This is a genomic window from Kitasatospora sp. NPDC051853 (assembly GCF_044452665.1).
Lineage (GTDB): Bacteria > Actinomycetota > Actinomycetes > Streptomycetales > Streptomycetaceae > Kitasatospora.
The window spans coordinates 81,469-106,113 of the sequence record NZ_JBITBY010000002.1; the positions used below are offsets into that span (position 1 = coordinate 81,469).

The 24,645-nt window shown below is 72.5% G+C and carries 17 protein-coding genes; all 17 read right to left on the minus strand.

Annotation, left to right across the window (positions count from 1 at the left end; translation table 11 throughout):
- Positions 1–78: 78 nt before the first annotated feature.
- Positions 79–7,284: an SDR family NAD(P)-dependent oxidoreductase gene (locus ACIA8O_RS05200; RefSeq protein ID WP_396292181.1), complete on the minus strand. Its 7,206-nt coding sequence runs from the start codon at positions 7,282–7,284 to the stop codon at positions 79–81.
- Between the two features lie 137 nt (positions 7,285–7,421).
- Entirely contained in the window at positions 7,422–8,267 is an 846-nt protein-coding gene (locus tag ACIA8O_RS05205) for an alpha/beta fold hydrolase (protein WP_396292182.1), read from the minus strand.
- Entirely contained in the window at positions 8,254–8,508 is a 255-nt protein-coding gene (locus ACIA8O_RS05210) for an acyl carrier protein (protein WP_345284319.1), read from the minus strand. Before ACIA8O_RS05210 ends, ACIA8O_RS05205 begins: the two co-directional genes overlap by 14 nt.
- A 542-nt stretch (positions 8,509–9,050) precedes the next feature.
- The gene (locus ACIA8O_RS05215; protein ID WP_396292183.1) at positions 9,051–10,511 is read right to left on the minus strand and encodes a glutamate synthase subunit beta; all 1,461 of its coding nucleotides are present in this window, start codon (positions 10,509–10,511) and stop codon (positions 9,051–9,053) included.
- Positions 10,504–15,087 carry a glutamate synthase large subunit gene (gene gltB, locus ACIA8O_RS05220; protein ID WP_396292928.1) on the minus strand — a complete coding sequence of 1,528 codons (4,584 nt, stop codon included), beginning with the start codon at positions 15,085–15,087 and terminating at the stop codon, positions 10,504–10,506. The genes ACIA8O_RS05215 and gltB overlap by 8 nt, the downstream gene beginning before the upstream one ends.
- A 417-nt stretch (positions 15,088–15,504) precedes the next feature.
- Complete coding sequence (locus ACIA8O_RS05225) at positions 15,505–16,206, minus strand: VIT1/CCC1 transporter family protein (protein ID WP_396292929.1); 702 nt, start codon at positions 16,204–16,206, stop codon at positions 15,505–15,507.
- 204 nt (positions 16,207–16,410) lie between these two features.
- Positions 16,411–17,346, minus strand: a complete 936-nt coding sequence (gene lgt / locus ACIA8O_RS05230; protein ID WP_396292184.1) for a prolipoprotein diacylglyceryl transferase — start codon at positions 17,344–17,346, stop codon at positions 16,411–16,413.
- A 72-nt stretch (positions 17,347–17,418) separates the two neighbouring features.
- Positions 17,419–18,240: a DsbA family protein gene (locus tag ACIA8O_RS05235; RefSeq protein WP_396292185.1), complete on the minus strand. Its 822-nt coding sequence runs from the start codon at positions 18,238–18,240 to the stop codon at positions 17,419–17,421.
- Between the two features lie 82 nt (positions 18,241–18,322).
- A complete protein-coding gene (locus tag ACIA8O_RS05240) occupies positions 18,323–18,841 on the minus strand; it encodes a MauE/DoxX family redox-associated membrane protein (protein WP_396292186.1) in 519 nt (172 codons plus the stop codon).
- 151 nt (positions 18,842–18,992) lie between these two features.
- Positions 18,993–19,250, minus strand: coding sequence for a hypothetical protein (locus tag ACIA8O_RS05245; protein ID WP_396292187.1), 258 nt, complete (start codon positions 19,248–19,250; stop codon positions 18,993–18,995).
- A gap of 353 nt (positions 19,251–19,603) precedes the next feature.
- Positions 19,604–20,410 carry a tryptophan synthase subunit alpha gene (gene trpA, locus ACIA8O_RS05250; protein WP_396292188.1) on the minus strand — a complete coding sequence of 269 codons (807 nt, stop codon included), beginning with the start codon at positions 20,408–20,410 and terminating at the stop codon, positions 19,604–19,606.
- Between the two features lie 2 nt (positions 20,411–20,412).
- On the minus strand, positions 20,413–21,660 hold the full coding sequence (gene trpB / locus ACIA8O_RS05255) for a tryptophan synthase subunit beta (RefSeq protein ID WP_396292189.1): 1,248 nt from the start codon (positions 21,658–21,660) through the stop codon (positions 20,413–20,415).
- Positions 21,661–21,720: 60 nt separating this feature from the next.
- Positions 21,721–21,870 carry a tryptophan biosynthesis modulator TrpM gene (gene trpM, locus ACIA8O_RS05260; protein ID WP_396292190.1) on the minus strand — a complete coding sequence of 50 codons (150 nt, stop codon included), beginning with the start codon at positions 21,868–21,870 and terminating at the stop codon, positions 21,721–21,723.
- A gap of 7 nt (positions 21,871–21,877) precedes the next feature.
- Positions 21,878–22,690: an indole-3-glycerol phosphate synthase TrpC gene (trpC, locus tag ACIA8O_RS05265; protein ID WP_396292191.1), complete on the minus strand. Its 813-nt coding sequence runs from the start codon at positions 22,688–22,690 to the stop codon at positions 21,878–21,880.
- Between the two features lie 215 nt (positions 22,691–22,905).
- A complete protein-coding gene (locus tag ACIA8O_RS05270) occupies positions 22,906–23,355 on the minus strand; it encodes a DUF2752 domain-containing protein (protein WP_396292192.1) in 450 nt (149 codons plus the stop codon).
- Positions 23,356–23,471: 116 nt separating this feature from the next.
- Positions 23,472–23,738 (minus strand): HGxxPAAW family protein, encoded by a 267-nt coding sequence (locus ACIA8O_RS05275; RefSeq protein WP_396292193.1) that lies wholly within the window; start codon positions 23,736–23,738, stop codon positions 23,472–23,474.
- A gap of 244 nt (positions 23,739–23,982) precedes the next feature.
- On the minus strand, positions 23,983–24,609 hold the full coding sequence (locus ACIA8O_RS05280; RefSeq protein ID WP_396292194.1) for a TIGR02234 family membrane protein: 627 nt from the start codon (positions 24,607–24,609) through the stop codon (positions 23,983–23,985).
- Positions 24,610–24,645 lie beyond the last annotated feature (36 nt).

The following is a 24,645-nucleotide window of genomic DNA, read 5'->3' on the forward strand; positions in this document are numbered from 1 at the left end:
TTTCCGGAGCCTGGACGGGCCCTGGTCCGGCCGGCCGCCCGTTGTCGGACGGCCGGCCGGACCCGGTTGCCAGGTACGTCAGTTGGCGGCGAACTTGGCGGCCAGCTGCGGGGTGGAGACCAGGCTGATCCCGCCGAAGCGGGCCAGCACCCGGCCGCCGGGGGCGCAGGCGGTGACCGTCAGGGACGCACTGACCCCGTTGGCGGAGACCGGCTCGACCACGATCAGGAAGGGCTCACCGTCCGGCAGGGCCTGGAACAGCTCGGCACGGGCCACCGAGAGCGGCAGGCTCGCGGTCGAGCGGTACAGCCGCATCCACACCAGGGCGGCCTGCAGCAGCAGGTCGGCGGTGCCGGGGCCGTACAGCGAGGCACCGAACGCGCCGTTCCCGGGCCGGAGTTCGGTCAGCGCCGCCTCCAGCACCAGCCGGGACTCGTCCTCGGCCAGCACCCGGCGCAGACCGCGCAGGGCCTCGCCGTGGAAGAGCGTGCCGTCGGCGTAGAAGCCGGCCGCGTCGCGGCCCTGCCCCAGGGCGGGCAGCCCGGCCATGCTCGGCCGGTTCACCTCGCCCGCCGGGTCGGCGCCGAGCACCACCCCGGCCGCGTAGTGCGGACGGACCGCACCGTCCTCGCCGACCGAACGGATCACCACCTCGGTGGTGGCACCGTCGCCGGCCGGGGAGGCCGCCAGCTGGAAGCTGCCGTGCTCACCGCCGTCGAAGGTGACGCCCTTGTGCACCGCGAAGTCCCGGACCTGACGGACCGTCCCCCCGCTGAGCCGCTCCACCGCACCGACCGCCCAGCCGAGCGCGACGGCGGCCGGCAGCACCGGCACCCCGCCGATCACGTGGTCGGCCACGATCGGGTCACCGGCCAGCACGTCCAACCGGCGCTCCAGCACCGTCGCCTCCGGCACCGACTGCTCGCGGACCGAGAGCGGCGTCGTCGGGCCCAGCACCGTCACCACGTCCTGCCCGCGCTCCGGCGCGAACTGACCGGTGAACAGGGCCGTGCCGACCTCCTCCGGGATCAGCGTGATGCCGCGCTCCCGGAACACCGCCTTGATCTGCGGCGAGACCATCCCGCTGTCCCAGGCGCCCCAGTTGAGGGCGGTCACCCGGGCCTGCGGGTGCTTGCGCTTCCAGCCGGCCGCCCAGGCGTTGAGCGCCTCGTTGGCCATCGCGTAGTCGGACTGGCCGCGGTTGCCGAAGAACCCGGCCACCGAGGTGAACAGCACCACGTGCTTGAGCCCGTCGGCGGGCAGCGCGTCCAGCACCGAGCGCAGCCCGGCCAGCTTGGGCGCGAAGACCCGCTCGATCTCGCTGGCCTTCTTGGCCCCGATCAGCTGGTCCGCCAGCACACCAGCGCCGTGCACCAGACCGGTCACCTTCGCGGCGTACGGGGCCAGCGCCTTGGCGGTGGCGGCGGCGTCGGTGATGTCCACCGCCAGGTACTCCGCCGTACCCCCGGCCGCCTGCACCTCGGCCAGCGTGCGACGGATCTCCCGCTCGCCCACCACGGCCTGGTACAGCTGCTCGACCCGCTTCGGGGTCGGCTTCTCCCCCGCCGTCCGCAGCTGTGCGACGGCTGCGGCCTTCAACTCGGCGTCCCCGGTGATGCCCTGGGCCCAGGCCGGCTCGCCGGCCAGCGCGGTGCGGCCCAGCAGCAGGAAGCCCGGCTTGTGGGCGGCGGCCAGGTCCACCACGCAGCGCGCGGTGATGCCGCGGGCTCCGCCGGTGACCACGATCAGGTCCTCGGAGGTCGGCGCGGCCACCGGCTCGGTGGTGGCGGGCAGCTGATCGGTGGTCAGCAGCCCGAGGGTCACCCGGCGGGTGCCGTCGTGGCCGACCTGCACCGGCTCGGCGGCGGCGTCCAGCAGCTCGTCCAGCAGCAGCTCGACGGCGGCGGCGTCCGACAGGGCCGGGGCCAGGTCGACGGCCCGGCAGAACAGCTCCGGGGCCTCCACCGCGAGGGTCTTCACCAGGCCGCCGTAACCACCGGACGGGGCCAGCGCCTCGTCCACGCCCGCGAGGCCGAAGCCACCGTCGAGCCGGGTCACGGTGGCGAAGCAGGCCCGGCCGCCGTCGGCGGCCCGGGTCAGCGGCTCGACCAGGTGCTTGGCGGTGAGCAGCGCGTGGGACAGCCGGCGCACGCCGTCGGCCCAGTCGCCGTCCCGGCGCACGGCCAGGTTGACGGCCAGTCGGACCTGGGTCAACTCGTCGATCCGGTCCGCCAGTTCGTTGACGCCCCAGCTGTTCAGCACCAGGTTGCGGACACCCGCGACCTCCCGGCCGACACCGGGCAGCCGGAGCACCTGCACCTGCCAGCCCTCGGCGGCCAGCCGCTCGGCCAGCACCGGGGTCAGCTCCCCGCCGTCGTCCACCAGCAGCGCACCGGAACCGGCCGGGTAGGCACCCACCAGGCGGTCGGGCAGCGGCAGTTCGGTCAGCGTGGCGTGGGTCCGGCCGAGCCGACCGGGCAGCACGGTGGCGACCGGCGCGGGCGCCTCCACCGGAGCGGCCACGGGCTGCGGCGCGACGGTGCCGGACATGAACTCGACGATCTGGCCCAGCGTGCGCAGCTCACCGAGCTGCTCCGGACCCATGTGCGTACCGCTCGGGAACTGCTCGGACAGCACGCCCAGGATCTCGACCCGCTTGATCGAGTCGATCCCCAGGTCCGCCTCGACATCCATCCCGAGGTCGAGCATCTCCACCGGGTAACCCGTCTTCGCCGAGACGACGGCGAGCAGCGCACCCGCCACGTCTGCGGCGGGAGCAGCCGGCGCGGCAGGGGCGACCGGAGCCGGGGCCGGGACCGAAGCCGGAGCAACGGCGCCGGACATGAACTCGACGATCTGGCCCAGCGTGCGCAGCTCACCGAGCTGCTCCGGACCCATGTGCGTACCGCTCGGGAACTGCTCCGACAGCACACCCAGGATCTCGACCCGCTTGATCGAGTCGATCCCCAGGTCCGCCTCCACGTCCATGCCCAGGTCGAGCATCTCCACCGGGTAACCCGTCTTCGCCGACACCACCGCCAGCAGGGCCGACGCCACGTCAGCACTCGGAGCGGCCGGAGCAGCAGCAGGAGCAGCAGCCACCGGAGCGGCAGCGCTCATGAACTCCACGATCTGGCCCAGGGTCCGGAGCTCACCCAGCTGCTCGGGGCCCATGTGGGTATCGCTCGGGAACTGCTCCGACAGCACACCCAGGATCTCGACCCGCTTGATCGAGTCGATCCCCAGGTCCGCCTCGACATCCATGCCCAGGTCGAGCATCTCCACCGGGTAACCCGTCTTCGCCGAGACGACGGCGAGCAGGGCCGACGCGACGTCAGCGGACGGGGCCGCCACCGGCGCGGGCGCCGCAGCTGCCGGAGCGGCGGCGCTCATGAACTCGACGATCTGGCCCAGCGTGCGCAGCTCACCGAGCTGCTCCGGACCCATGTGCGTACCGCTCGGGAACTGCTCCGACAGCACACCCAGGATCTCGACCCGCTTGATCGAGTCGATCCCGAGATCGGCCTCCACGTCCATGCCCAGGTCGAGCATGTCGATCGGGTAGCCGGTCTTCGCCGACACCACCGCCAGCAGGGCCGACGCGACGTCAGCGGTCGGGGCCGCGACCGGCGCGGGCGCCGGCGGCGCCACCACGGGTGCGGGGGCCGCCGCGACGGGCGCGGGAGTGGCCACCGGCGCGGGCGCCGGGGTGGCGACCGGCGCGGGCGGCAGCGCGGCCACCGGCGCGGCCGGCGCGGGGGCGATCTCCCGGACCGGGGCCGGAGCCGGTGCGACCTGCGCGACCGGGGCCGGGGCGGAGACTGCCACCGGCGGGGCCACGGGCGCGGCGAAGGCGGCCGGAACCACAGGGGTGGGCGCCGGGGTTCCGCCGAGCTCCAGGGCGGCGAGGTCGCGGAGGATCTCGTTGGCCCGCAGGTGGGTGCGGCCGATGGCGAGGCCGTGCTCCTTGACGGCGGTCACGCCGCCGAGCACCTCGGACAGCCGGCCCTGGCCGACCGCGTTCTCCAGCAGACCGGCGAGCCGCTCGGCGCTCTGCATCTGGCCGTTCATGTAGTCGTCGTGCAGGGCGAGGTGATCGCTGATCAGCTCGGACAGCCGGTCGGACCGGCGTTCGTGCTCCACGGGTGCTGCCTCCTGGGCAGGTGCGGGGACTGCCGGGGGTATGACCGGCGGGGTGGGCGGCACGGCCGCCGCCACCACCGGAGCGGGCCGCACGGCCACCGGGGCGGCCACGGGCGCCGGGGCGGGCGTCACCGCGACGGGCGGCGCCACCGGGGCCGGGACCACGGCCGAGGCCGGGAGCACGGCCGGAGCCGGGGCGGGCGTCACCGCGGGCACGGGCGCGACGGCCGCCTGGGCCGCCGGGGCGGACGGAGCCGTCGAGACCCGGTAGCCGTTCTCCAGCGCCTCCTTGTACGCGGCCTTGCGCTGCTCCGAGACGTGGTTGATGCCGTTCAGCGGCACCGCCATGCCCTTCTTCCCGTCCTCCTCCACCGCCTCCGCCGCCACGTACGGGTCGGCCGCGGTGAGCGGCATGCCGAGCACCAGCAGCTGCGCCACCGCGCGCTTCAGCGCGACGTCGGCGTCACCGCCCGGGCCCGGGTCCAACTGGACGGCCTGGTGCGGGCGTTCGCCGAGGATGCGGCGGACCAGCTGGGTCAGCACGCCCTTCGGGCCGAACTCCACGAAGGTGCGGAAGCCGGCCGCGTACATCTCCTCGACCCGGTCGGCGAAGTGCACCGGGTTGACCAACTGCTCGGCCAGCACGGCCCGGTTGGCCGCGACGTCCGCGCCGTAGACCGCGCCGGGGGTGTTGGCGTACACCGGGCCGCGCGGCTCGCGCACCTCGACCTGCTCCACGCTCGCCCGGAAGGCCTCCACCGCGTGCGCCACGTAGGGGGTGTGGAAGGCGGCCGAGACCGGCAGCCGGCTGGCCCGCACGCCCGCCGCCTTCGCGGCCGCGACCAGCGCCTCGATCTCCGCCGTGCCGCCGCCGACCACGATCTGGTCGGCCGCGTTGCGGTTGCAGACCACCAACCCGTCACGGGCGGCCAGCAGTTCGGCGACCTGCCGGTCGTCCGCGCTGAGCGCGGCCATCGCGCCGGGGTCGAAGCCGGCCTCGGCGGGCGGCGCCATCGCCGCGCCGCGGGCCCGGGCCAGGCCGAAGAAGGCCTCGTCGTCCAGCGCGCCGGCCGCCCAGAGGGCGGTCAACTCGCCGAAGCTGTGGCCGAGGTGGCCCTCGGCCGCGAAGCCGAGGTCGCTCAGGTAGCGGAACTGGCCGGCCGCCAGCGCACCGATCGCGGGCTGGGCGTACTCGGTGCGGCGCAGCGCCTCCTCCTGGCCGCTCCGGGAGGCCGGGTCGAAGGCCGGCGGCGGGAAGGCCACCCGGGAGAGCGGCTCGGCGCCGGTGAAGCGGCGGTTGGCGGCGTCGAAGGCCGACCGCAGCGGCGGGACGGCGAGCACGGCCCGGTGGCCCGGGTTGACGTACTGGCTGCCCTGGCCCGCGAAGAGCGCGCCGACCTTGCCGAACTCCCCTGCAGTGGACCGGAAGTAGACACCCTTGGGGTGGGCCCACTCGGTCACGCCCGGCTTGGCGGCCAGCTCGGCGGCGGCCAGCGCGCGCAGCTCGGCCAGCTCCTCCCGGGTGCGGGCGACCAGCGCGATCCGGGCGTGTCCGGCGGGGGCCGCCCCGGCCGACTCCGGGCCGTTCAGCGCTCCGGCCAGCTCGCCCGCGGTGGCGGCGTGCCAGTGGTGCACCCGGGCGACCGGGAAGAGCACCTTGAGGTCCTCGCCGTCGCCGTACTCCTCCAGCACCACGTGGAAGTTGGTGCCGCCGAAGCCGAAGGAGGAGATCGCCGCCCGGCGGCGCTCGCGCTCCGGGTCGCGGATCCAGGGGCGGGTCTCGGTGTTGACGTAGAACGGGCTGCTCTCGAAGTCGATGGCCGGGTTGGGCTCGTCCACGTTGATGGTGGGCGGCAGCAGCTTGTGGTGCAGGGCCATCGAGAGCTTGATCAGACCGGCCGCGCCGGCGGCCGCCTTGGTGTGCCCGATCTGGGACTTGACGCTGCCGACGGCGGCGAACTGCCGGGCCTCGGTGGACTCGGCGACCACCGCCGCGAGGGCGGAGAGCTCGGTGGCGTCGCCGACCGCGGTGCCGGTGCCGTGCGCCTCGAACAGCTCGATGCTCTCGGGGGTGCAGTCGGCGTCCTGGTAGGCCCGCCGCAGGGCCGTCATCTGGCCTTCCTTGCGCGGCGCGTAGATGGACTTGAAGCGGCCGTCGCTGGAGGCGCCGATGCCCTTGATCACGGCGTAGATGGTGTTGCCGTCCCGCTCGGCGTCGGCGAGGCGGCGCAGCGCCAGCATGCCGATGCCCTCGCCGATCAGGGTGCCGTCGGCCTCCTTGTCGAAGGGCCGGATGCGGCCGGTCTTGGAGAAGGCCGGGGTCTTGGCGAAGCAGAGGTACATGAAGATGGTGTTCTCGGCGTCGCAGCCGCCCACCAGCATGGTGTCGGCGCGGCCCTCGATCAGCTCGCTGACCGCCGACTTCACCGCGCCGAGCGAGGAGGCGCAGGCGGCGTCGATGGTCATGTTGATGCCGCCGAGGTCGAGGCGGTTGGCCACCCGGCCGGCCACCACGTTGCCCAGCATGCCGGGGAAGGAGTTCTCCTCCCAGGGCGCGAAGGCCAGCTTGAACTTCTCCGCGATCTCCTCGGCGTCCTGCTCGGAGAGCCCGACGCTGCGGGCCACCTCCTTGATGACCGGGGTCTGCAGGCGGGCCGAGAGCGGCTGGGTGAGCTGATTGGCACCGGTGACCCCGAGCACCACGCCGGTGCGGGCCGGGTCGTACCAGTCCTGGTCGGCACCGGCGTGCTTGAGCAGGTCGCGGGCGACCATCAGGCTGAGCAGCTGGAGGACGTCGGTGACCTCCAGGGTGTTCGGCGGCAGGCCGAACTCCAGCGGGTTGAACTCCACGGTGGGGATGAAGCCGCCGTGCCGGGAGTAGGTCTTGTCCGGCGCGTTCGGGTCCGGGTCGTAGTGCTCGTCCAGGTCCCAGTGGTCGGCCGGAACCTCCTCGATGCAGTCGGCCGCCGCCACCACGTTGGACCAGAACTCCCGCAGGTCACGGGACTTGGGGTACAGGGCGGACATGCCGACGATGGCGATCGGGTCGTTGGCGAGCCGGCGGTCGAGCTCGCGGTCGCTCGGTCTGCCGGCTTCGAGGGGAGTGTGCTTCGGGGAGTGCGCTGGCTGCGAAGGGTTCACGGCGGGGCTCTCTTGGTCGGATGGCCGGGTCTGCCGCCCGGCCCCCGGGCCCGGCGAGGGGCGGGGGTGGGGCGGTTGCGCGGTCGGGTACGCGGCGCGGGGCGCTGGGCGGGTGTGGTGCCGGGGCAGCGCGGCGCTCAGAGGCTGAGCAGGCGGGCGACGGCCCGGGCGGCGTCCGGTCGGGTGAGCATCGTGTAGTGGTCTCCGGGGACCACCGCCAGGCCGAGCCCGCGCGGGGCGAGCGGCTGCCAGCCGAGCGTGGGGTCCTCCGGGATCAGGCTCTGCTCGGCCTTGACCAGGACCAGCGGGACGCTCGACGGCTCGGGCCGGTGCGGGGCGGTGAGCCGGTTGTTGCGCAACAGGCCGTCCACGTAGGTGTCGTAGAGCTTGCGCAGGCCGGGCAGCGGGGTGTCCGGCAGCAGGGCACCGCTGCCGGTGGCGGCGTCCAGGACGAGGGGCAGGCCCTGGTCCGTCCCGAGGCCGGCCAGCGCCCCGGGGTCGAGCGGCACCGGGCGGCCGCGCTTGGCCCCCAGGTACATGGCGAACCAGCCCAGCAGGAGCAGCGGTTCGAGCGCCTCGTCCGGCTGCTGGTACTCCTCGGTGGGGGCGATGCTGTCCAGCAGCACCAGCTGCTCCGGCCGCCGCTCGGCGGGTAGCAGCTCCACCATCGCCTGGGCCACCACACCGCCGAACGACCATCCCAGCAAGGTGACTTGACGATCTCCCAGCTCGGCGGCCAACCGCTCGGCGAGGGCCCCGACGGTGGTCTCGGCCCGGCCGCCGGTGAGGGCGGCCTCGCCGTACTCGGGCAGGGCGGAGAGGTCCAGAACGGTCAGCCCGGTCCCGTCCGGCAGGGCCTCGGCCAGGGTCCGGTGCACCTGGGCGGCCAGCGCCCCGGGGTGCACCAGGTGGACGGTGCGGCCGCCCGGTCCGGCCGGGCGCAGCGGCAGGACCAGGGCGGGCCCGCTTCTACGCGGCTGCACGCCGGCTGCACTCCTCCGCGATGTGGGCCGCCAGGTCCTTGATGGTCGGGTGGTACCAGAGCGTGGTGGTGCCGAGCTCGAAGCCCAGCCAGCTCTCCATCTCCCCGGCCAGGATCAGCGCCTCGGTGGAGTCCAGGTCCAGCTCGTCGAAGTACTGCTCCGGCGAGACCTGGTCCGGCGTGGAGCCGAGCCGGTGGGCGATCTTCTCGATCAGCCAGTCTTGAGCCTCAACTGCCGTCACTTGAGCCACAGTTGGTCCTTCCTTTCGGCAACGGCCGGAAATGGACCGATGCCGCTTTGACGTGTTTCGGATACGCTGGACCGCCCGATTCGGCGGGGCAGGTCCGGATGCGGTGACAGGACTCGGGCGTGGGGCACCGAAAGGAAGTGGCAGCGTGGGCCGTTGAGTTCGAACCCGGCTCGCTCACCACTGCAGCCCATCAGATCCGAAAGCAACCTGACATTCAACCGTCAACTAACTTGACCAGCCGGAATCTGACGAACCAGCAATTGTCCGTACGTCACATCGGGAGCGAACCCGGGAAGGGTACGGCGGTCGTCGTCAGGTCCGTGTGCACATCCAGCGAACGTCCAGCTTCTACCTGTCATTAACCTGGCGGAAACGCAAAGAACGGCGCCTGCTCCCAACTTGGTCGGGGAGAGAGCAGGCGCCGTCGAGACCGCATGAGCCCGGCGGCTCTGACGGGCAGGCGGTTAATGCAGCCGAACGGAAGGCGTCCGGCGGTTTCTGGTGAGGGATTTGAAGGTGACCACCGGAAGTGGTCAGACCACCAGCGGGCGGTCGGTCGGGCGGATCGGGGCGGGCAGCGGGGTCTTGCCGCCCAGGTACTTGTCCACCGCGGCGGCGGCCGAACGGCCCTCCGCGATGGCCCAGACGATCAGCGACTGGCCGCGGCCGGCGTCGCCGCAGACGTACACGCCGTCCACGTTGGTGGCGAACTTGGCGTCCCGGTTCACGTTGCCCCGGGCGTCCAGCTCGACCCCGAGCTGCTCGACCAGGCCGTTCTTCACGTCCGTACCCGTGAAGCCCATCGCCAGGGTGACCAGCTGGGCCGGGATCGACCGCTCGGTGCCCGGCACCGGCTCGAACCGGCCGTCCTTGAACTCGACCTCCACCAGGTGGAGTTCGGCCACGTTCCCGTCCTCGTCGCCGGTGAAGTGGGTGGTGTTGACCGCGTAGACGCGCTCACCGCCCTCCTCGTGCGCGGAGGTGACCTTGTAGGTCATCGGCATGGTCGGCCAGGGCTGGCCGGCCGGCCGGTCGTCGCTGGGGCGCGGCATGATCTCCAGCTGGGTGACCGAGGCCGCCCCCTGGCGCAGCGCCGTGCCCAGGCAGTCGGCGCCGGTGTCGCCGCCGCCGATCACGATGACGTGCTTGCCCTTGGCCGAGATGGGGGGCTCGACGAAGTCGCCCTCCTGCACCTTGTTGGCCAGCGGCAGGTACTCCATCGCCTGGTGGATGCCCTTCAACTCCCGGCCGGGGACCGGGAGATCACGGGCGGTGGTGGCACCGGCGGCGACCACCACGGCGTCGAAGCGCTCGCGCAGCTGCTGGCCGGTGATGTCCTCGCCGACGCTGACGCCGGTGCGGAAGCGGGTGCCCTCCGCGCGCATCTGCTCGATGCGGCGGTTGATGTGGCGCTTCTCCATCTTGAACTCGGGGATGCCGTACCGCAGCAGACCGCCGATCCGGTCCGCGCGCTCGTACACCACCACGGTGTGGCCGGCCCGGGTGAGCTGCTGGGCCACGGCCAGACCGGCCGGGCCGGAGCCGACCACGGCGACGGTCTTGCCGGACAGCCGTTCCGGGACCTGCGGGGTGACCCCGCCGTTGTCCCAGGCCTTGTCGATGATGGTGACCTCGACGTTCTTGATGGTCACCGCGTCCTGGTTGATGCCCAGGACGCAGGCCGACTCGCACGGCGCGGGGCACAGCCGCCCGGTGAACTCCGGGAAGTTGTTGGTCGCGTGCAGGCGCTCGATGGCGCCCTTCCAGTCGTCCCGGAAGGCCAGGTCGTTCCACTCGGGGATGAGGTTCCCGAGCGGGCAGCCGTTGTGGCAGAACGGGATGCCGCAGTCCATGCAGCGGCCGGCCTGCTTGGTGATGATCGGGAGGAGGCTGCGCTCGACGTAGACCTCGTTCCAGTCCCGCAGACGGACGTCCACGGGACGGCGCTCGGCCAGCTGCTTGGGCGTGGTCAGGAAGCCCTTGGGGTCAGCCATGTGCCGCCTCCATCATCTTCGCGGTGGTGTCGGCCTCGGAGAGGCCATCGCGCTCAGCGGCGTCCTTGGCGGCGAGCACTGCCTTGTAGTCGGTCGGCATGATCTTGGAGAAGCGGGAGACCCCGCTGCCCCAGTCAGCCAGGAGTTCGGCGGCGACGGTGGAGCCGGTCTCCTCGTAGTGCTGCTGGACGGTCTCGCGCAGCCACTCGCGGTCGGCGGCGGAGGGGGCCTCGATGCCCACCATGCCGTCGTTCACGTTGGCCGGGCGCAGGTCCAGCACGTAGGCGATGCCGCCGGACATGCCCGCCGCCAGGTTGCGGCCGGTCTCGCCCAGGATGACGACCCGCCCACCGGTCATGTACTCCAGGCCGTGGTCGCCCACGCCCTCGACCACCAGGGTGGCACCGGAGTTGCGGACGGCGAAGCGCTCGCCGGCCTTGCCGCGCAGGTGGATCCGGCCCGAGGTGGCGCCGTAGCCGATGGTGTTGCCCGCGATCACGTGGTTCTGGGCGTCGGCGCCGATGGCGGCCGCGTCCCGCGCCGGGCGGACGATGACCACGCCGCCGGACAGGCCCTTGCCCACGTAGTCGTTGGCGTCGCCCTCCAGACGGAGCGTCACGCCCTTCGGCACGAAGGCGCCGAAGGACTGGCCGGCCGAGCCGGTGAAGGTCACGTCGATGGTGCCCTCGGGCAGGCCCTCGCCCCGGTAACGCTTCGTCACCTGGTGGCCGAGCATGGTGCCGACCGTCCGGTTGACGTTGCGGATCGGGAGCTGGATGCGGACCGAGTCGCCGCGCTCCAGCGCGTCCTCGGCCAGCTCGATCAGCTGGTTGTCCAGCGCCTTGTCCAGCGCGTGGTCCTGCGTGGTGGTGCAGTGCAGGGCCGCGCCCTCGGGCAGCTCGGGCACGTGGAACAGCGGGGCCAGGTCGAGACCGGCCGCCTTCCAGTGGGTGATCGCGTCGGCGGCGTCGATGTGCTCGGCGTGGCCGACCGCCTCCTCGATCGAGCGGAAGCCCAGCTCGGCCAGGATCTCCCGGACCTCCTCCGCGATGAACTCGAAGAAGTTCACCACGAACTCGGGCTTGCCGGAGAAGCGCTCGCGCAGCACCGGGTTCTGGGTGGCGACGCCGACCGGGCAGGTGTCCAGGTGGCACACGCGCATCATGATGCAGCCGGAGACCACCAGCGGGGCGGTGGCGAAGCCGAACTCCTCGGCGCCCAGCAGCGCGGCGATGACCACGTCGCGGCCGGTCTTCAGCTGACCGTCCGTCTGGACCACGATCCGGTCGCGCAGACCGTTCAGCAGCAGGGTCTGCTGGGTCTCGGCCAGGCCGAGCTCCCAGGGGCCGCCCGCGTGCTTGAGCGAGGTCAGCGGGGAGGCACCGGTGCCGCCGTCGTGGCCGGAGACCAGCACCACGTCCGCGTGCGCCTTGGAGACGCCCGCCGCGACCGTGCCGACGCCGACCTCGGAGACCAGCTTCACGTGGATGCGGGCCGCCGGGTTGGCGTTCTTGAGGTCGTGGATCAGCTGCGCCAGGTCCTCGATCGAGTAGATGTCGTGGTGCGGCGGCGGGGAGATCAGACCGACACCCGGGGTGGAGTGCCGGGTCTTCGCGACCCACGGGTAGACCTTGTGGCCGGGCAGCTGGCCGCCCTCGCCGGGCTTGGCGCCCTGGGCCATCTTGATCTGGATGTCGTCCGCGTTCACCAGGTACTCGGAGGTGACGCCGAACCGGCCGGAGGCGACCTGCTTGATCGCCGAGCGGCGCTCCGGGTCGTACAGGCGCTCCGGGTCCTCGCCGCCCTCACCGGTGTTGGACTTGCCGCCGAGGCGGTTCATCGCGATGGCCAGGGTCTCGTGCGCCTCCATCGAGATGGAGCCGTACGACATGGCGCCGGTGGAGAAGCGCTTGACGATCTCGGAGACCGGCTCGACCTCGTCGATGGAGATCGGCGTGCGGCCCAGGCCGTCGAACTTGAACAGGCCACGGAGCGTCATCAGCCGCTCGGACTGGGCGTTCACCCGCTCGGTGTACTGCTTGAAGATGTCGTAGCGGCGCGAGCGGGTCGAGTGCTGCAGCCGGAAGACCGTGTCCGGGTCGAACAGGTGCGGCTCGCCCTCGCGGCGCCACTGGTACTCGCCGCCGATCTCCAGCGCGCGGTGCGCGGCGGAGATGCCGGAGGCCGGGTACGCCTTGGCGTGGCGGGCGGCCACCTCCTTGGCGATCTCGTCCAGGCCGATGCCGCCGAGCTTGGTGGTGGTGCCGGCGAAGTAGGCGTCCACGGTGGCCTGGTCGAGGCCGATGACCTCGAAGACCTGGGCGCCGCGGTAGGAGGCGACGGTGGAGATGCCCATCTTGGACATCACCTTGAGGACGCCCTTGCCGAGCGCCTTGATCAGGTTCTTGATCGCCTTCTCGGACTCGATGCCCTGGATGAAGACGCCCTGCTCGACCAGGTCCTCGACCGACTCCATGGCCAGGTACGGGTTGACCGCGCCGGCGCCGTAGCCGATCAGCAGCGCGACGTGGTGCACCTCGCGGACGTCACCGGCCTCGACCAGCAGCGACACCTGGGTGCGCTGCTTGGTGCGGATCAGGTGGTGGTGCACCGCGGAGGTGAGCAGCAGCGAGGGGATCGGCGCGTGCTCGGCGTCGGAGTGACGGTCCGACAGCAGGATGATCCGGGCGCCGTCGGCGATCGCCGCGTCGGCCTCGGCCGCGATGGCCGCGAGCCGGGCGGCCAGCGCCTCGCCGCCGCCGGAGACCTTGTAGAGGCCCGACAGCGTGACGGCCTTGAGGCCCGGCTGGTCGCCGTCCTGGTTGACGTGGGTCAGCTTGGCCAGCTCGTCGTTGTCGATCACCGGGAAGGTGATGCCGATCGAGCGGCAGTGCGCGGAGGTGGTGGAGAGCAGGTTGCCCTCCGGCCCGAGGTTGGACAGCAGCGAGGTGACGAGCTCCTCGCGGATGGCGTCCAGCGGCGGGTTGGTGACCTGCGCGAACAGCTGGATGAAGTAGTCGAAGAGCAGCCGGGGCTTCTCGGAGAGCGCCGCGATCGGGCTGTCGGTGCCCATCGAGCCGAGCGCCTCGCCGGCGGTCTTGGCCATCGGGGCCAGGATGACCCGCAGCTCCTCCTCGGTGTAGCCGAAGGTCTGCTGACGGCGCGTCACCGAGGCGTGGGTGTGGTGGATGTGCTCGCGCTCGGGCAGTGCCTTGAGCTCGATCTGCCCGGCGGCCACCCACTCCTGGTACGGGTGCTCGTCGGCCAGCGCGGACTTGATCTCCTCGTCCTCGACGATCCGGCCCTCGGCGGTGTCGATGAGGAACATCTTGCCGGGCTGCAGGCGGCCCTTGCGGGTCACCTTCTCCTGCTCGATGTCGAGCACGCCGACCTCGGAGGAGAGGACGACGAGGCCGTCCTCGGTGACCCAGTACCGGGCCGGGCGCAGGCCGTTGCGGTCCAGCACCGCGCCGATCTGGGTGCCGTCGGTGAAGGTCACGCAGGCCGGGCCGTCCCAGGGCTCCATCAGGTTGGAGTGGTACTGGTAGAAGGCGCGGCGGGCCGGCTCCATGGTGGCGTGGTTCTCCCACGCCTCCGGGATCATCATCAGCACCGAGTGCGGCAGCGAACGGCCGCCGAGGTGGAGCAGCTCCAGGACCTCGTCGAAGGAGGCCGAGTCGGAGTGGTCCGGGGTGCAGATCGGGAAGATCCGGTTGAGGTCGCCCGGGATCAGGTCGGTGGCCAGCTGGGACTCACGGGCCGTCATCCAGTTCCGGTTGCCCTTGACGGTGTTGATCTCACCGTTGTGGGCGACGAAGCGGTACGGGTGGGCCAGCGGCCAGCTCGGGAAGGTGTTGGTGGAGAACCGCGAGTGCACCAGACCGATGGCGGAGGCGAACAGCCGGTCCGACAGGTCGGGGAAGAACGGCTCCAGCTGACCGGTGGTCAGCATGCCCTTGTAGACGATGGTCCGGGCGGAGAGCGAGGGGAAGTACACCCCGGCCTCGCGCTCGGCGCGCTTGCGGACGACGAAGGCGACCCGGTCCAGCGCGATCCCGCTCTTGCCCTCGCCGGCGACGAAGAGCTGGCGGAAGCGCGGCATCACGGAGCGGGCGGTGGCGCCGAGCAGGTCGGGGGTGACCGGCACCTCGCGCCAGCCGAGGACGGTCAGGCCCTCCTCGGCGGCGACGGCCTCGATCTGCGCGACGGCGGCCGCGTCGGCGGCGTCCTCGTCCGGCAGGAAGGCGATGCCGACGGCGTAGGAGCCGGCCTCGGGGAGCTCGAAGGAGACCTTGGAGCGCAGGAACGCGTCCGGCACCTGGGTCAGGATGCCCGCGCCGTCACCGGAGTCCGGCTCGGCGCCGGTGGCACCGCGGTGCTCCAGGTTGCGCAGGACAGTGAGCGCCTGGTCGACGATCGTGTGGTCGGCGATGCCGGTCAGCGTGGCGACGAAACCGACGCCGCAGGCGTCGTGCTCGTTACGCGGGTCGTACAGGCCCTGAGCAGTGGGTCGCGCATCCGGAACGAGCGCGTACGGCCGTGCTGCGGCCTGACCGGGCTCGTTGGCGGAGTGCATGGATGCAGACAGCATCGGCTCTCCCGTCGTCGTCTCTGGCAAGTGCTTGGTGCAGTAGGGACGACGTTGGCCCTCATGCGATTTCGTGCAGGTTACATGATGTCGGATTGACCGGACAGTGGGATTTCTCGTCCACAGTGCGGACAGTCCGCCCTGGTCAGGGCGCTCAACCTGACGGATCGGGGACGGGCCGAAAGCTTGTTCGCGGCCGCGTGCCCCCACCAGTGTGCCCCCTGCACCCGGGGGCGAAACAGGGGCGTAATCCCCTGTCCACATACTGAGAACGGGCGCCCTGCGAATCCTGCGCCGATCGGCGAGCACGGCATGAGATTCTGCGGCCGGACCACGGATCAGCCGGGATCTGCGCAGGTCGGGCCGCGAAACCATGTGTGCAATGTCATAACCATGCTCGCCCGGTCAGCCGATCCGGCCGCCGATCAGCGCGCCCAGCCCGTAGGTCACGGCCGCCGCGGCGCCGCCCAGCACCAGCTGGCGCAGACCGCTGAACCACCACGTCCGGGCGGTCACCCGGGCCACCACCGCACCGCACAGGAAGAGCCCGATCAGCGAGAGCACCAGGGCCGGGGCCAGCGAGGTGGCGCCCAGCAGGTAGGGCAGCAGCGGGAGCAGCGCGCCGGCCGCGAAGCAGGAGAAGGAGGAGACCGCCGCCACCATCGGGGAGGGCAGATCGGTCGGGTCCACCCCGAGCTCCTCGCGGGCGTGGATCTCCAGCGCCTGCTCCGGGTCGGCGGAGAGCTGCCGGGCCACCTCCCTCGCCAGCTCCGGCTCCACCCCGCGCGAGACGTAGAGCTCGGCCAGCTCGGCCAGCTCGCCCTGCGGGTTGCGGCGCAGCTCCAGCCGCTCGGCCTCGATCTCGGCCTCGACCAGTTCGCGCTGGGAGGCCACCGAGGTGTACTCCCCCGCCGCCATCGAGCAGGCGCCGGCCGCCAGGCCGGCCAGCCCGGTGATGATCACCGTGCCCGGCGAGGCGGCCCCGCCGACCACGCCGGTCATCAGCGCGAAGTTGGAGACCAGGCCGTCCATGGCACCGAACACCGCCGGGCGCAGCCAACCCCCGTTGACGTCCCGGTGGTGCCCCTCGGCCGGGATCCGTGGCATCGGGTTCTCCTCGGCGATCGGTTCGGCAATGATCGCGGCCATGGCGAACGGCCCCCCTTCGGAAGGTGGTTGCGGTCTCCTCGTGACGATTTGAAAGGTAGTCCGATGTATCGGGGCTTTCCAGCAAAGTAAGGCTTCCCGAACACGACTTCGGCCGCCCGGCACCAAGCGGTGCGGGCGGCCGAGGAGTTGGGAAGGCGCAGGTCAGGACTTGTGGTCGGACTCGGGTCGGTCGGAGTCGGCGGGCGGCTGCGCGTCCTCCGCAGCACCGTCGGCGGAGTCCGGTGCGGACACCGTCAGTTCGCCCACGTTCGAGGCCGGGTCGATGCTGTCCGGGGCCTCGCGGCCGGGGCGCAGCCGGCCGACCACCACCAGGTAGACGATGGCGGCGACGAAGGTGAGGATCGCGGTCCACTCGTTGAGGCGGAAGCCCAGGAAGTGGTGCGCCTCGTCGATCCGCAGGCCCTCGACCCAGAACCGGCCGACGCTGTACGCGGCGACGTAGACCGCGAAGGCCCGGCCGTGGCCCAGGGTGAAGCGCTTGTCGGCCCAGATCACCAGCAGGGCGACGCCGACGCACCAGAGCGACTCGTAGAGGAAGGTCGGGTGGAAGACGCCCTGCACGACGGTGCCGTCGGCCTCCACCTTGTCGATCTCCAGGCCCCACGGGAGGTCGGTGGCCCGGCCGTACAGCTCCTGGTTGAACCAGTTGCCCCAGCGGCCGCAGGCCTGGGCCAGCGCGATGCCGGGGGCGATCGCGTCGGCGTAGGCGGGCAGCGGGACGCCCCGGCGGCGGGCGCCGATCCAGGCACCGACGGCACCGAAGGCGATGGCGCCCCAGATGCCGAGGCCGCCCTCCCAGATCTTCAGGGCGTCGACCGGGTTCCGGCCCTCCCCGAAGTAGAGCTGGTTGTCGGTGATCACGTGGTAGAGGCGGCCGCCCACCAGGCCGAACGGCACCGCCCAGACGGCGATGTCCCCGACGGTGTGCTTGGCGCCGCCGCGGGCGACCCAGCGCTTGCTGCCGAGCCAGACGGCCACGACGACACCGATGATGATGCAGAACGCGTAGGCACGCAGCGGGACCGGCCCCAGGTAGAGGACGCCCCGCGACGGGCTCGGAATGTATGCGAGATCCATGGCAGGGTCGACGCTACCCGACCCCGCCCGGCACACCGGTACCGCGCGGGGTCACAGCTTCCGAACGTTCCGCTACTGGGCCGGGCTCGCGGCCGGGCTCGCCACCGTGCCGAGCTGCTTGCCGGCGTTGGCCGCGTCCACCCACTTCACCAGGTTCTCCGGGGAGATCTGCTCGCCGGCCGCGTTCTTCGGGTAGATCGGCTGGCCGTTGAGCAGCACCGTCGGGGTCGACTTGTAGCTGGACTTGTCGAAGTCCTGCTGCACCGCCGAGACCCAGTCCGCGTACTTGTTGTCGTTGACGCAGCTCTCGAAGGCCGGCGAGTCCAGACCCGGCACCTGCTTGGCCAGGTCGATCAGGGTCGACTTGGTGCCGAAGGTGTCGGCGGTCTCCTCGGGCTGGTTCTTGTAGAGCAGGTCGTGGTACGCGCGGAACTTGCCCGCGTCCTGCGCGCAGCCCAGCGCGTTGGCACCGTACTTGGAGCCCTTGCCGCCGAGCGAGCGGTCGATGAAGGAGACGATGTGGTAGTTCCCCTGGAGCTTCCCGGCATCCTCCAACTGGTCGACCGTGGAAGCGAATTCACGCTCGAAGATGCCGCAGGCGGGGCACCGCGGGTCCTCGTAGACGGTGAGCGTGGAGGGGGCGTTGGACGGGCCGTCCGGGATGATCAGGTTCTTCTCGCCGATCGTCCCGGCCGGGTGCGCGACGGGGGTGTCCGGCTTGTCGCGCTGGTTCTGCACCACCACGCCGATCACCACGCCGGCCGCGATCACCGCGAGCACCGCGCCACCGGCGATCAGCTTCTTCTTCCGCTTGTCCCGGGCCTCCTCCGCGGCCCGCTCCTCCAGCATCCGCTCGCGGGCGGTGCGCTTGCCTTCTCGGTTCTTCTCGCTCATGTCTCGGTACGTCCAAGGTGGGGGCCGGGTGGGCGGGGAAAGTCGTCGGGAGTCCGTCAGGTCCGGGGCGGGCGCGGGCCGTTCAGGCGTTGAGCCAGGCGTCGGCCGAGAGCTTGGTCCTCGGCCGCCAGACCAGCCAGGCAGCCAACAGCAGGAAGCCGGTGTCACGCGCGATCTCCTGCGCGTACTCGGTCTTCGAGGAGTCGACCGCACCGCCGCCGCCGAAGCAGCCGCAGTCGATCGAGATGCCCCGGGCCCACGCGGAGGCGATCCCGGCGATGAAGGCGAGCAGCAGCAGGGCCGAGACCACCGCGACGATCCGGGTGCCCAGACCGATCAACAGCAGCAGGGCGAGCGTCACTTCGAGGAACGGCAGCCCGTAGCCCACCGGCTTGACCAGGGACTCGGGCAGGATCTCGTACGCCCGCACCGCCTGGGCGGCCTCCGCCGGATCGGCGATCTTCGCCAGCCCGGCCCAGGCCCAGACCACCGCCAGGCCGAGCCGGACCACCAGCCCGAACCACTCGCCGGGCAGGCCGTCCACCGCCCTGCGCAGGGCGGTGCCCCCGCCCGGACGCTCGGCGGTCTGCTGACTGGCCATCGGGTGTCCTCCCCCATCGGTGCGTCGTGACGTGGCTTCCGCTCACGCTTCCTGATGAACCGTAGGGGATGAATGGCGGTTACTCCACATTCGCACCTTAAGCCGAATGAGTGATGGAATAGTGCGTATGTCCGATCTCTCCGACGGTGCGTCAGCGCAGCTGACGGCAGCGCAGCCGCTCGGCCGCCGCCCGGTCCAGCGGCGGCCGGCCCTCGGGCTGCGAACGCCCGGCCCGGGCCGCCGAGTCCGCACTGGCCAACTGGCCGCAGCGGTACGCCTCGTGCTCGGCCCGCTCCACCCCGCGCCGGGCCATCGCCGGGCCGACCGTCGCCTCCGCCCCCATCGCCACGCCGAGCACCAGGGCGGCGACCGCTGCCCGGAGCAGGACGGCACGGTGGAAACAGGGCACTGGATGGACTCCTTCGGTCGGGAACGGTCCGTACCGCACACGAACTCGTCCCTCCACTCAACGCCGGTCAATCCCCACCGATGCGTGGCAGCCCGGTACTTCACCCGGACGGGGCAGCTCACCGGGGTGTCGTCCCTGACGCGGCACACCGGGGAGCGCCCCGCAGGGGCGCGGGGAACTGCGCGCAGGGGAACGGCAGCACGTGCAACCGGCTCACCTGCCCCGACCTGGCCCTGGTCCGCCTTCCGAACTCGCGCAGTTCCCCGCGCCCCTGCGGGGCGCTCCCCGGGGGTGACGAAGGCCCGTGCGTACCCAGGGGGTTCGCACGGGCCTCGGTCGGGCGGGTGGTGGTGTCAGCGCTTGCGGACGCCCTCGGCCAGTTCGGCGGCGAGCGAGCGGACCGCGTCCAGCGCGGCCGGCTCGCCGTCCGCGTCCAGGATGCGCTGGACGAAGGCGGAGCCGACGATCACGCCGTCCGCGAAGCCGGCCACCTCGGCGGCCTGGGTCGCGTTGGAGACCCCGAGGCCGACGCAGACCGGCAGCTCGGTGGTGGCCCGGGTGCGGGCGACCAGGTCCTCGGCCATCGAGCCGACGGCGGCCCGGGTGCCCGTCACGCCCATCACCGCGGCGGCGTAGACGAAGCCGGAGCCGGCCGCCGTCACCTCGGCCAGGCGGGCGTCCTTGCTGCTCGGCGCGACCACGAACACGGTGTCCAGACCGTGCTCGGCCGCGGCCGCGCGCCACTCGCCGGACTCCTCCACCGGCAGGTCGGGCAGGATGCAGCCCGCTCCCCCGGCGGCCGCCAGGTCGGCCGCGAACCGGGCCACGCCGTAGCGCTCGACCGGGTTCCAGTACGTCATCACCAGGACCGCGGCCTCCGGGTGGGCGTCGGCCACCTCGGCGACGGTGCGGATCACGTCCTTGATCTTCACGCCGCCGCGCAGCGCGATGTCGTCGGCGGTCTGGATGACCGCGCCGTCCAGCACCGGGTCGGAGTGCGGCAGGCCGACCTCGACCACGTCGCAGCCGCCCTCGATCAGCGCCTTCACGGCGGCGATCCCGCCGTCCACGGTCGGGAAGCCGGCCGGGAGGTAGCCGATCAGGGCCGCGCGGTCCTCCGCCTTGGCGGCGGCCAGCACGGAGCTCAACTTCGAAGCCATGGTCACTTGCCCCCGTTGCTGTCGTTCTGCGCGGCGTCGTACAGGCCGAAGTACTCGGCGGCGGTGTGCATGTCCTTGTCGCCGCGGCCGGAGAGCGAGACCAGGATGGTCGCCTCCGGGCCCAGCTCGCGCCCGAGCTTGAGCGCCCCGGCGAGCGCGTGGGCGCTCTCGATGGCCGGGATGATCCCCTCGGTGCGGGACAGCAGGCGCAGCGCCTGCATCGCCTCGTCGTCGGTCACCGGGCGGTACTCGGCCCGGCCGGTGTCCTTCAGCCAGGCGTGCTCCGGGCCGACGCCCGGGTAGTCCAGGCCGGCCGAGATCGAGTGCGACTCGATGGTCTGGCCGTCCTCGTCCTGGAGCACGTAGGTGCGCGAGCCGTGCAGCACGCCCGGGTCGCCCTTGGTCAGGGTGGCCGCGTGCTTCTCGGTGTCCACGCCCTCGCCGGCCGCCTCGCAGCCGATCAGCCGGACGCCCGCGTCCGGGATGAACTCGTGGAAGATGCCCATCGCGTTGGAGCCGCCGCCGACGCAGGCCACCACCGCGTCCGGGAGCTTCCCGGTCCGCTCCAGCACCTGCTCGCGGGCCTCCACGCCGATCACCCGGTGGAAGTCCCGGACCATGGCCGGGAAGGGGTGCGGCCCGGCCACCGTGCCGAACAGGTAGTGGGTGTCGTCGACGTTGGCCACCCAGTCGCGGAAGGCCTCGTTGATGGCGTCCTTCAGGGTGCGGCTGCCGGACTTCACGGCCACCACCTCGGCGCCGAGCATCCGCATCCGGGCCACGTTCAGCGCCTGGCGCTGGGTGTCGACCTCGCCCATGTAGATGGTGCAGTCGAAGCCGAACAGCGCGCAGGCGGTGGCGGTGGCCACGCCGTGCTGGCCGGCGCCGGTCTCGGCGATGATCCGGGTCTTGCCCATCCGGCGGGTCAGCAGCGCCTGGCCCAGCACGTTGTTGATCTTGTGCGAGCCGGTGTGGTTGAGGTCCTCGCGCTTGAGCAGGATCCGCGCCCCGCCGGCCTCGGCGGAGAACCGGTGCACGTCGGTGAGCGGGCTCGGGCGGCCGGTGTAGTCCTTCAGCAGCGCGTCCAGCTCGGCCGCGAAGGCCGGGTCGGCCTTGGCCTTCTCGTACTCCTCGGCGACCTGCTCGACGGCGGCGACCAGCGCCTCCGGGATGAAGCGGCCGCCGTACGCCCCGAAGTACCCCCGGGCGTCGGGGACCTGGGTGCCTGGCAGGTAGTCCTTCTCGGACATGGCAGTTACGTCCTCGTGAATCGGTGAAATGGCAGGTGAGACGTGCGTGCTGACGTTGCGTCAGCCGTGCGTCCGTCGCCATCGCCGGCCGGGCACCTGCCCCGGCTCACAGCCGATCACGTACCGCACCCGCCGCCCCAGCACCCGGCGCGCGGGCGCGCGGCAGCCGCGCGGGCGGCAGCCGGGGGCGAGGCGGGCGGCGAGGGTCATCGCGAGGTCAGCCCCGCCCGTTGTTGCGCAGCGCCGGGTGGGCACCGGCGGCCACCAGGTCGGCCACGGCCGCCTTGGGGTCCTTGCCGGTCACCAGCGACTCGCCGACCAGCACCGCGTCGGCGCCGAGGTTGGCGTAGGCGATCAGGTCGTGCGGGCCGCGCACGCCGGACTCGGCCACCTTCACGATGTGCGCCGGGATGGCGTCCACCACGTTGCCGAAGGTGTTCCGGTCCACCTCAAGGGTCTTGAGGTTGCGGGCGTTGACGCCGATGATCTTCGCGCCGGCGTCCACCGCGCGCGCGATCTCCTCCTCGTCGTGCACCTCGACCAGCGGGGTGAGCCCGATCGACTCGGCGCGCTCGATGAGCGACACCAGGGCCGGCTGGTCCAGGGCCGCCACGATCAGCAGCGCGAGGTCGGCGCCGTGGGCGCGGGCCTCCCAGAGCTGGTAGGCGGTGACGATGAAGTCCTTGCGCAGCAGCGGGGTGTCCACCGCCGCCCGGACGGCGTCCAGGTCGGCCAGCGAACCGCCGAAGCGGCGCTGCTCGGTCAGCACGCTGATCGCGGCGGCACCGCCGGCCGCGTAGTCGAGCGCCAGGGCGGCCGGGTCGGCGATCGCCGCCAGGGCACCCTTGGACGGGCTGGAGCGCTTGACCTCGCAGATCACCCGGACGCCGTCACCGCGCAGCGCGGCCACCCCGTCCTTGGCGTCGGGGGCCTTCGCGGCCAGCTCCTTGAGCTGGTCCAGGGAGACCCGGGACTGCCGCTCGGCGAGGTCCTCCCGGACCCCGTCGATGATCTCGTCGAGCACACTCACGCGGGCGCCCCCATCATTCCGCCGGGCGCATGCCCGGCTCGTCGGGTGTTACACCGCGGGCGGCGGACTCCGTCCTGCTCCGTCCTGCTGAACGGCGCGGAACGTCCGGCCCCCGTCGGCTCCTCGATGGTATCGGGCGCGGGGGGCGCGAACCGCATCCGCCCGGCGCGCGTCTCGCGGAGCGGACCTGGCCACGCGCCGTGAACCGGACTCCGTCAGACCACCGGAGGTGCCAGCGCGGCCCCCACCGGCAGGTTGCGGTAGACCATGAACACCGCCAGCACCAGCAGCAGGAGCACCGCCTGCGGCACCCCGAACCGGACCCTCGGCGCCCGCCCGCCGGTCAGCGCGGCCCAGAGCCAGCCGCTCCACAGCACCCCGGCGACCACCGCCAGCACCACCACCAGCAGGTTGTCGTGCGCGGCCGTGGCCAGGTCCCCGTGGGCCAGTGCGTGCACCGCCCGCAGACCGCCGCAGCCCGGGCACCACCAGCCGGTGGCGGCCAGCACCGGGCAGACCGGGTAGTGGCCGGGGGTGTTCGGGTCGACCGCGGCCACGTAGAGGGTGGGGATCGCCACCGCCGCCAGCGCCAGCAGCGGACGGGCCGCGCGGCGCGCCCGGGAGGGCGGGGCGGCGGCGGGCTTCGGCTGCGGGGCGGCGGTCACAGGGCCGATTCTGCCCCCGGGGCCGGGGCGCACCCCTCAGCCGGGGGTGCGTGTCATGCGAACGGGAGCGGCGGGGCGCTCCGCGCGCCCCACCGCTCCCGTTCGTCGAAGGTGACTCAGACGCCCGCGGCGGCCTTGGCGGCCAGCTCGCGACGGGCGATGGTCTCCTCCGGGGTGGCGAAGTACTGGCTGGGCTGCTTGCCCATGCCCGCCATCGACATCGCCTTGCCGACGACGCCGCCGAGCAGGACCACGCCCAGGCCCACCCAGAAGAGCCAGACGGCGGGGATGATCATCGCAACGCCGCTGACCGTGAAGCCGATGAAGGCGATGGTCGAGCCGGTCCAGGCGGCGGGAGTGTGGCCGTGCGCGGTTGCCGACATCTGATGGTGCTCCTTGAATCTGCGGGGCCCGGCCGGGCTGCGGGCGCCCGTCGGGTTGACTCGTCCATTGTGCCGGGCCCACACACCCGACCCCAAGCGGGGGTCCGCCGCGATGGCTACACCGGGGGCGCGGGGAACTGCGCGAGTACGGAAGGCGGACCAGAGCCAGATCGGGGCAGGCGAGCCAGTTGCAGGTGCTGCCGTTCCCCTGCGCGCCGTTCCCCGCGCCCCTGCGGGGCGCTCCCTAGGCGGTCGGGTCCTCGCCGCGGTCCAGGGCCTGCCAGATGTCTGCGGGGGTGCCGCTGCCCTTCGTCTTCGGCGCGGCCTTGCGGGCCGGGGCCTCGTACCGGGAGCCCATGGCCGGCCAGGACCGCCCGTGACGGATCGTCAGGGCACCCGCCACCGCCAGCAGCAGCCCACCCGCGAAGGCCACCCACGGCCAGGCGGTGTGGCTCACCTGCTCGGCCGAGGCGCTCACCAGGGCCAGCTTCCCGGCCGCCGCCGCGTGCAGTGCGGCGCTGTCGGTGGCGCCCAGCACCGCGGCCACCGCCGCCCCGAGCCCGGCCAGCGTCAGCAGCGCGCCGACCACCAGCTTGCCGACCCCGCGCACCGCGAACACCGCCACCGCCGAGGCCAGCCCGACCAGCGCCAGCCCGCCCGGCAGCCCCGACACCGCACTCCCGGTCGCCTCCACCGCCAGCTGCCCCCCGGCCGTCCCCTCGGCCCACACCCGGCTCACCGCGGTCAGCACCAGTACCGCCCCCACCACCGTGCACCCCAGCATCACCCCGAGCATCCGCCGCCCCTTCGGGCTCGGAGCAGCGGTCTCGACGGGTTCGGCGGTACGGGGCGAAGGCAGCTCGGTGGTCACCCGTCCACTATCCCCGAGCCGTACACCGACGGTTCA

Coding starts and splice junctions, on each gene's coding strand:
- ACIA8O_RS05215 (WP_396292183.1), bottom strand. CDS start 10,511: ATGGCTGACCCCAAGGGCTTCCTGACCACGCCCAAGCAGCTGGCCGAG.
- gltB (WP_396292928.1), bottom strand. CDS start 15,087: ATGCACTCCGCCAACGAGCCCGGTCAGGCCGCAGCACGGCCGTACGCG.
- ACIA8O_RS05225 (WP_396292929.1), bottom strand. CDS start 16,206: ATGCCACGGATCCCGGCCGAGGGGCACCACCGGGACGTCAACGGGGGT.
- lgt (WP_396292184.1), bottom strand. CDS start 17,346: ATGGATCTCGCATACATTCCGAGCCCGTCGCGGGGCGTCCTCTACCTG.
- ACIA8O_RS05235 (WP_396292185.1), bottom strand. CDS start 18,240: ATGAGCGAGAAGAACCGAGAAGGCAAGCGCACCGCCCGCGAGCGGATG.
- ACIA8O_RS05240 (WP_396292186.1), bottom strand. CDS start 18,841: ATGGCCAGTCAGCAGACCGCCGAGCGTCCGGGCGGGGGCACCGCCCTG.
- trpA (WP_396292188.1), bottom strand. CDS start 20,410: ATGGCTTCGAAGTTGAGCTCCGTGCTGGCCGCCGCCAAGGCGGAGGAC.
- trpB (WP_396292189.1), bottom strand. CDS start 21,660: ATGTCCGAGAAGGACTACCTGCCAGGCACCCAGGTCCCCGACGCCCGG.
- trpM (WP_396292190.1), bottom strand. CDS start 21,870: ATGACCCTCGCCGCCCGCCTCGCCCCCGGCTGCCGCCCGCGCGGCTGC.
- ACIA8O_RS05275 (WP_396292193.1), bottom strand. CDS start 23,738: ATGTCGGCAACCGCGCACGGCCACACTCCCGCCGCCTGGACCGGCTCG.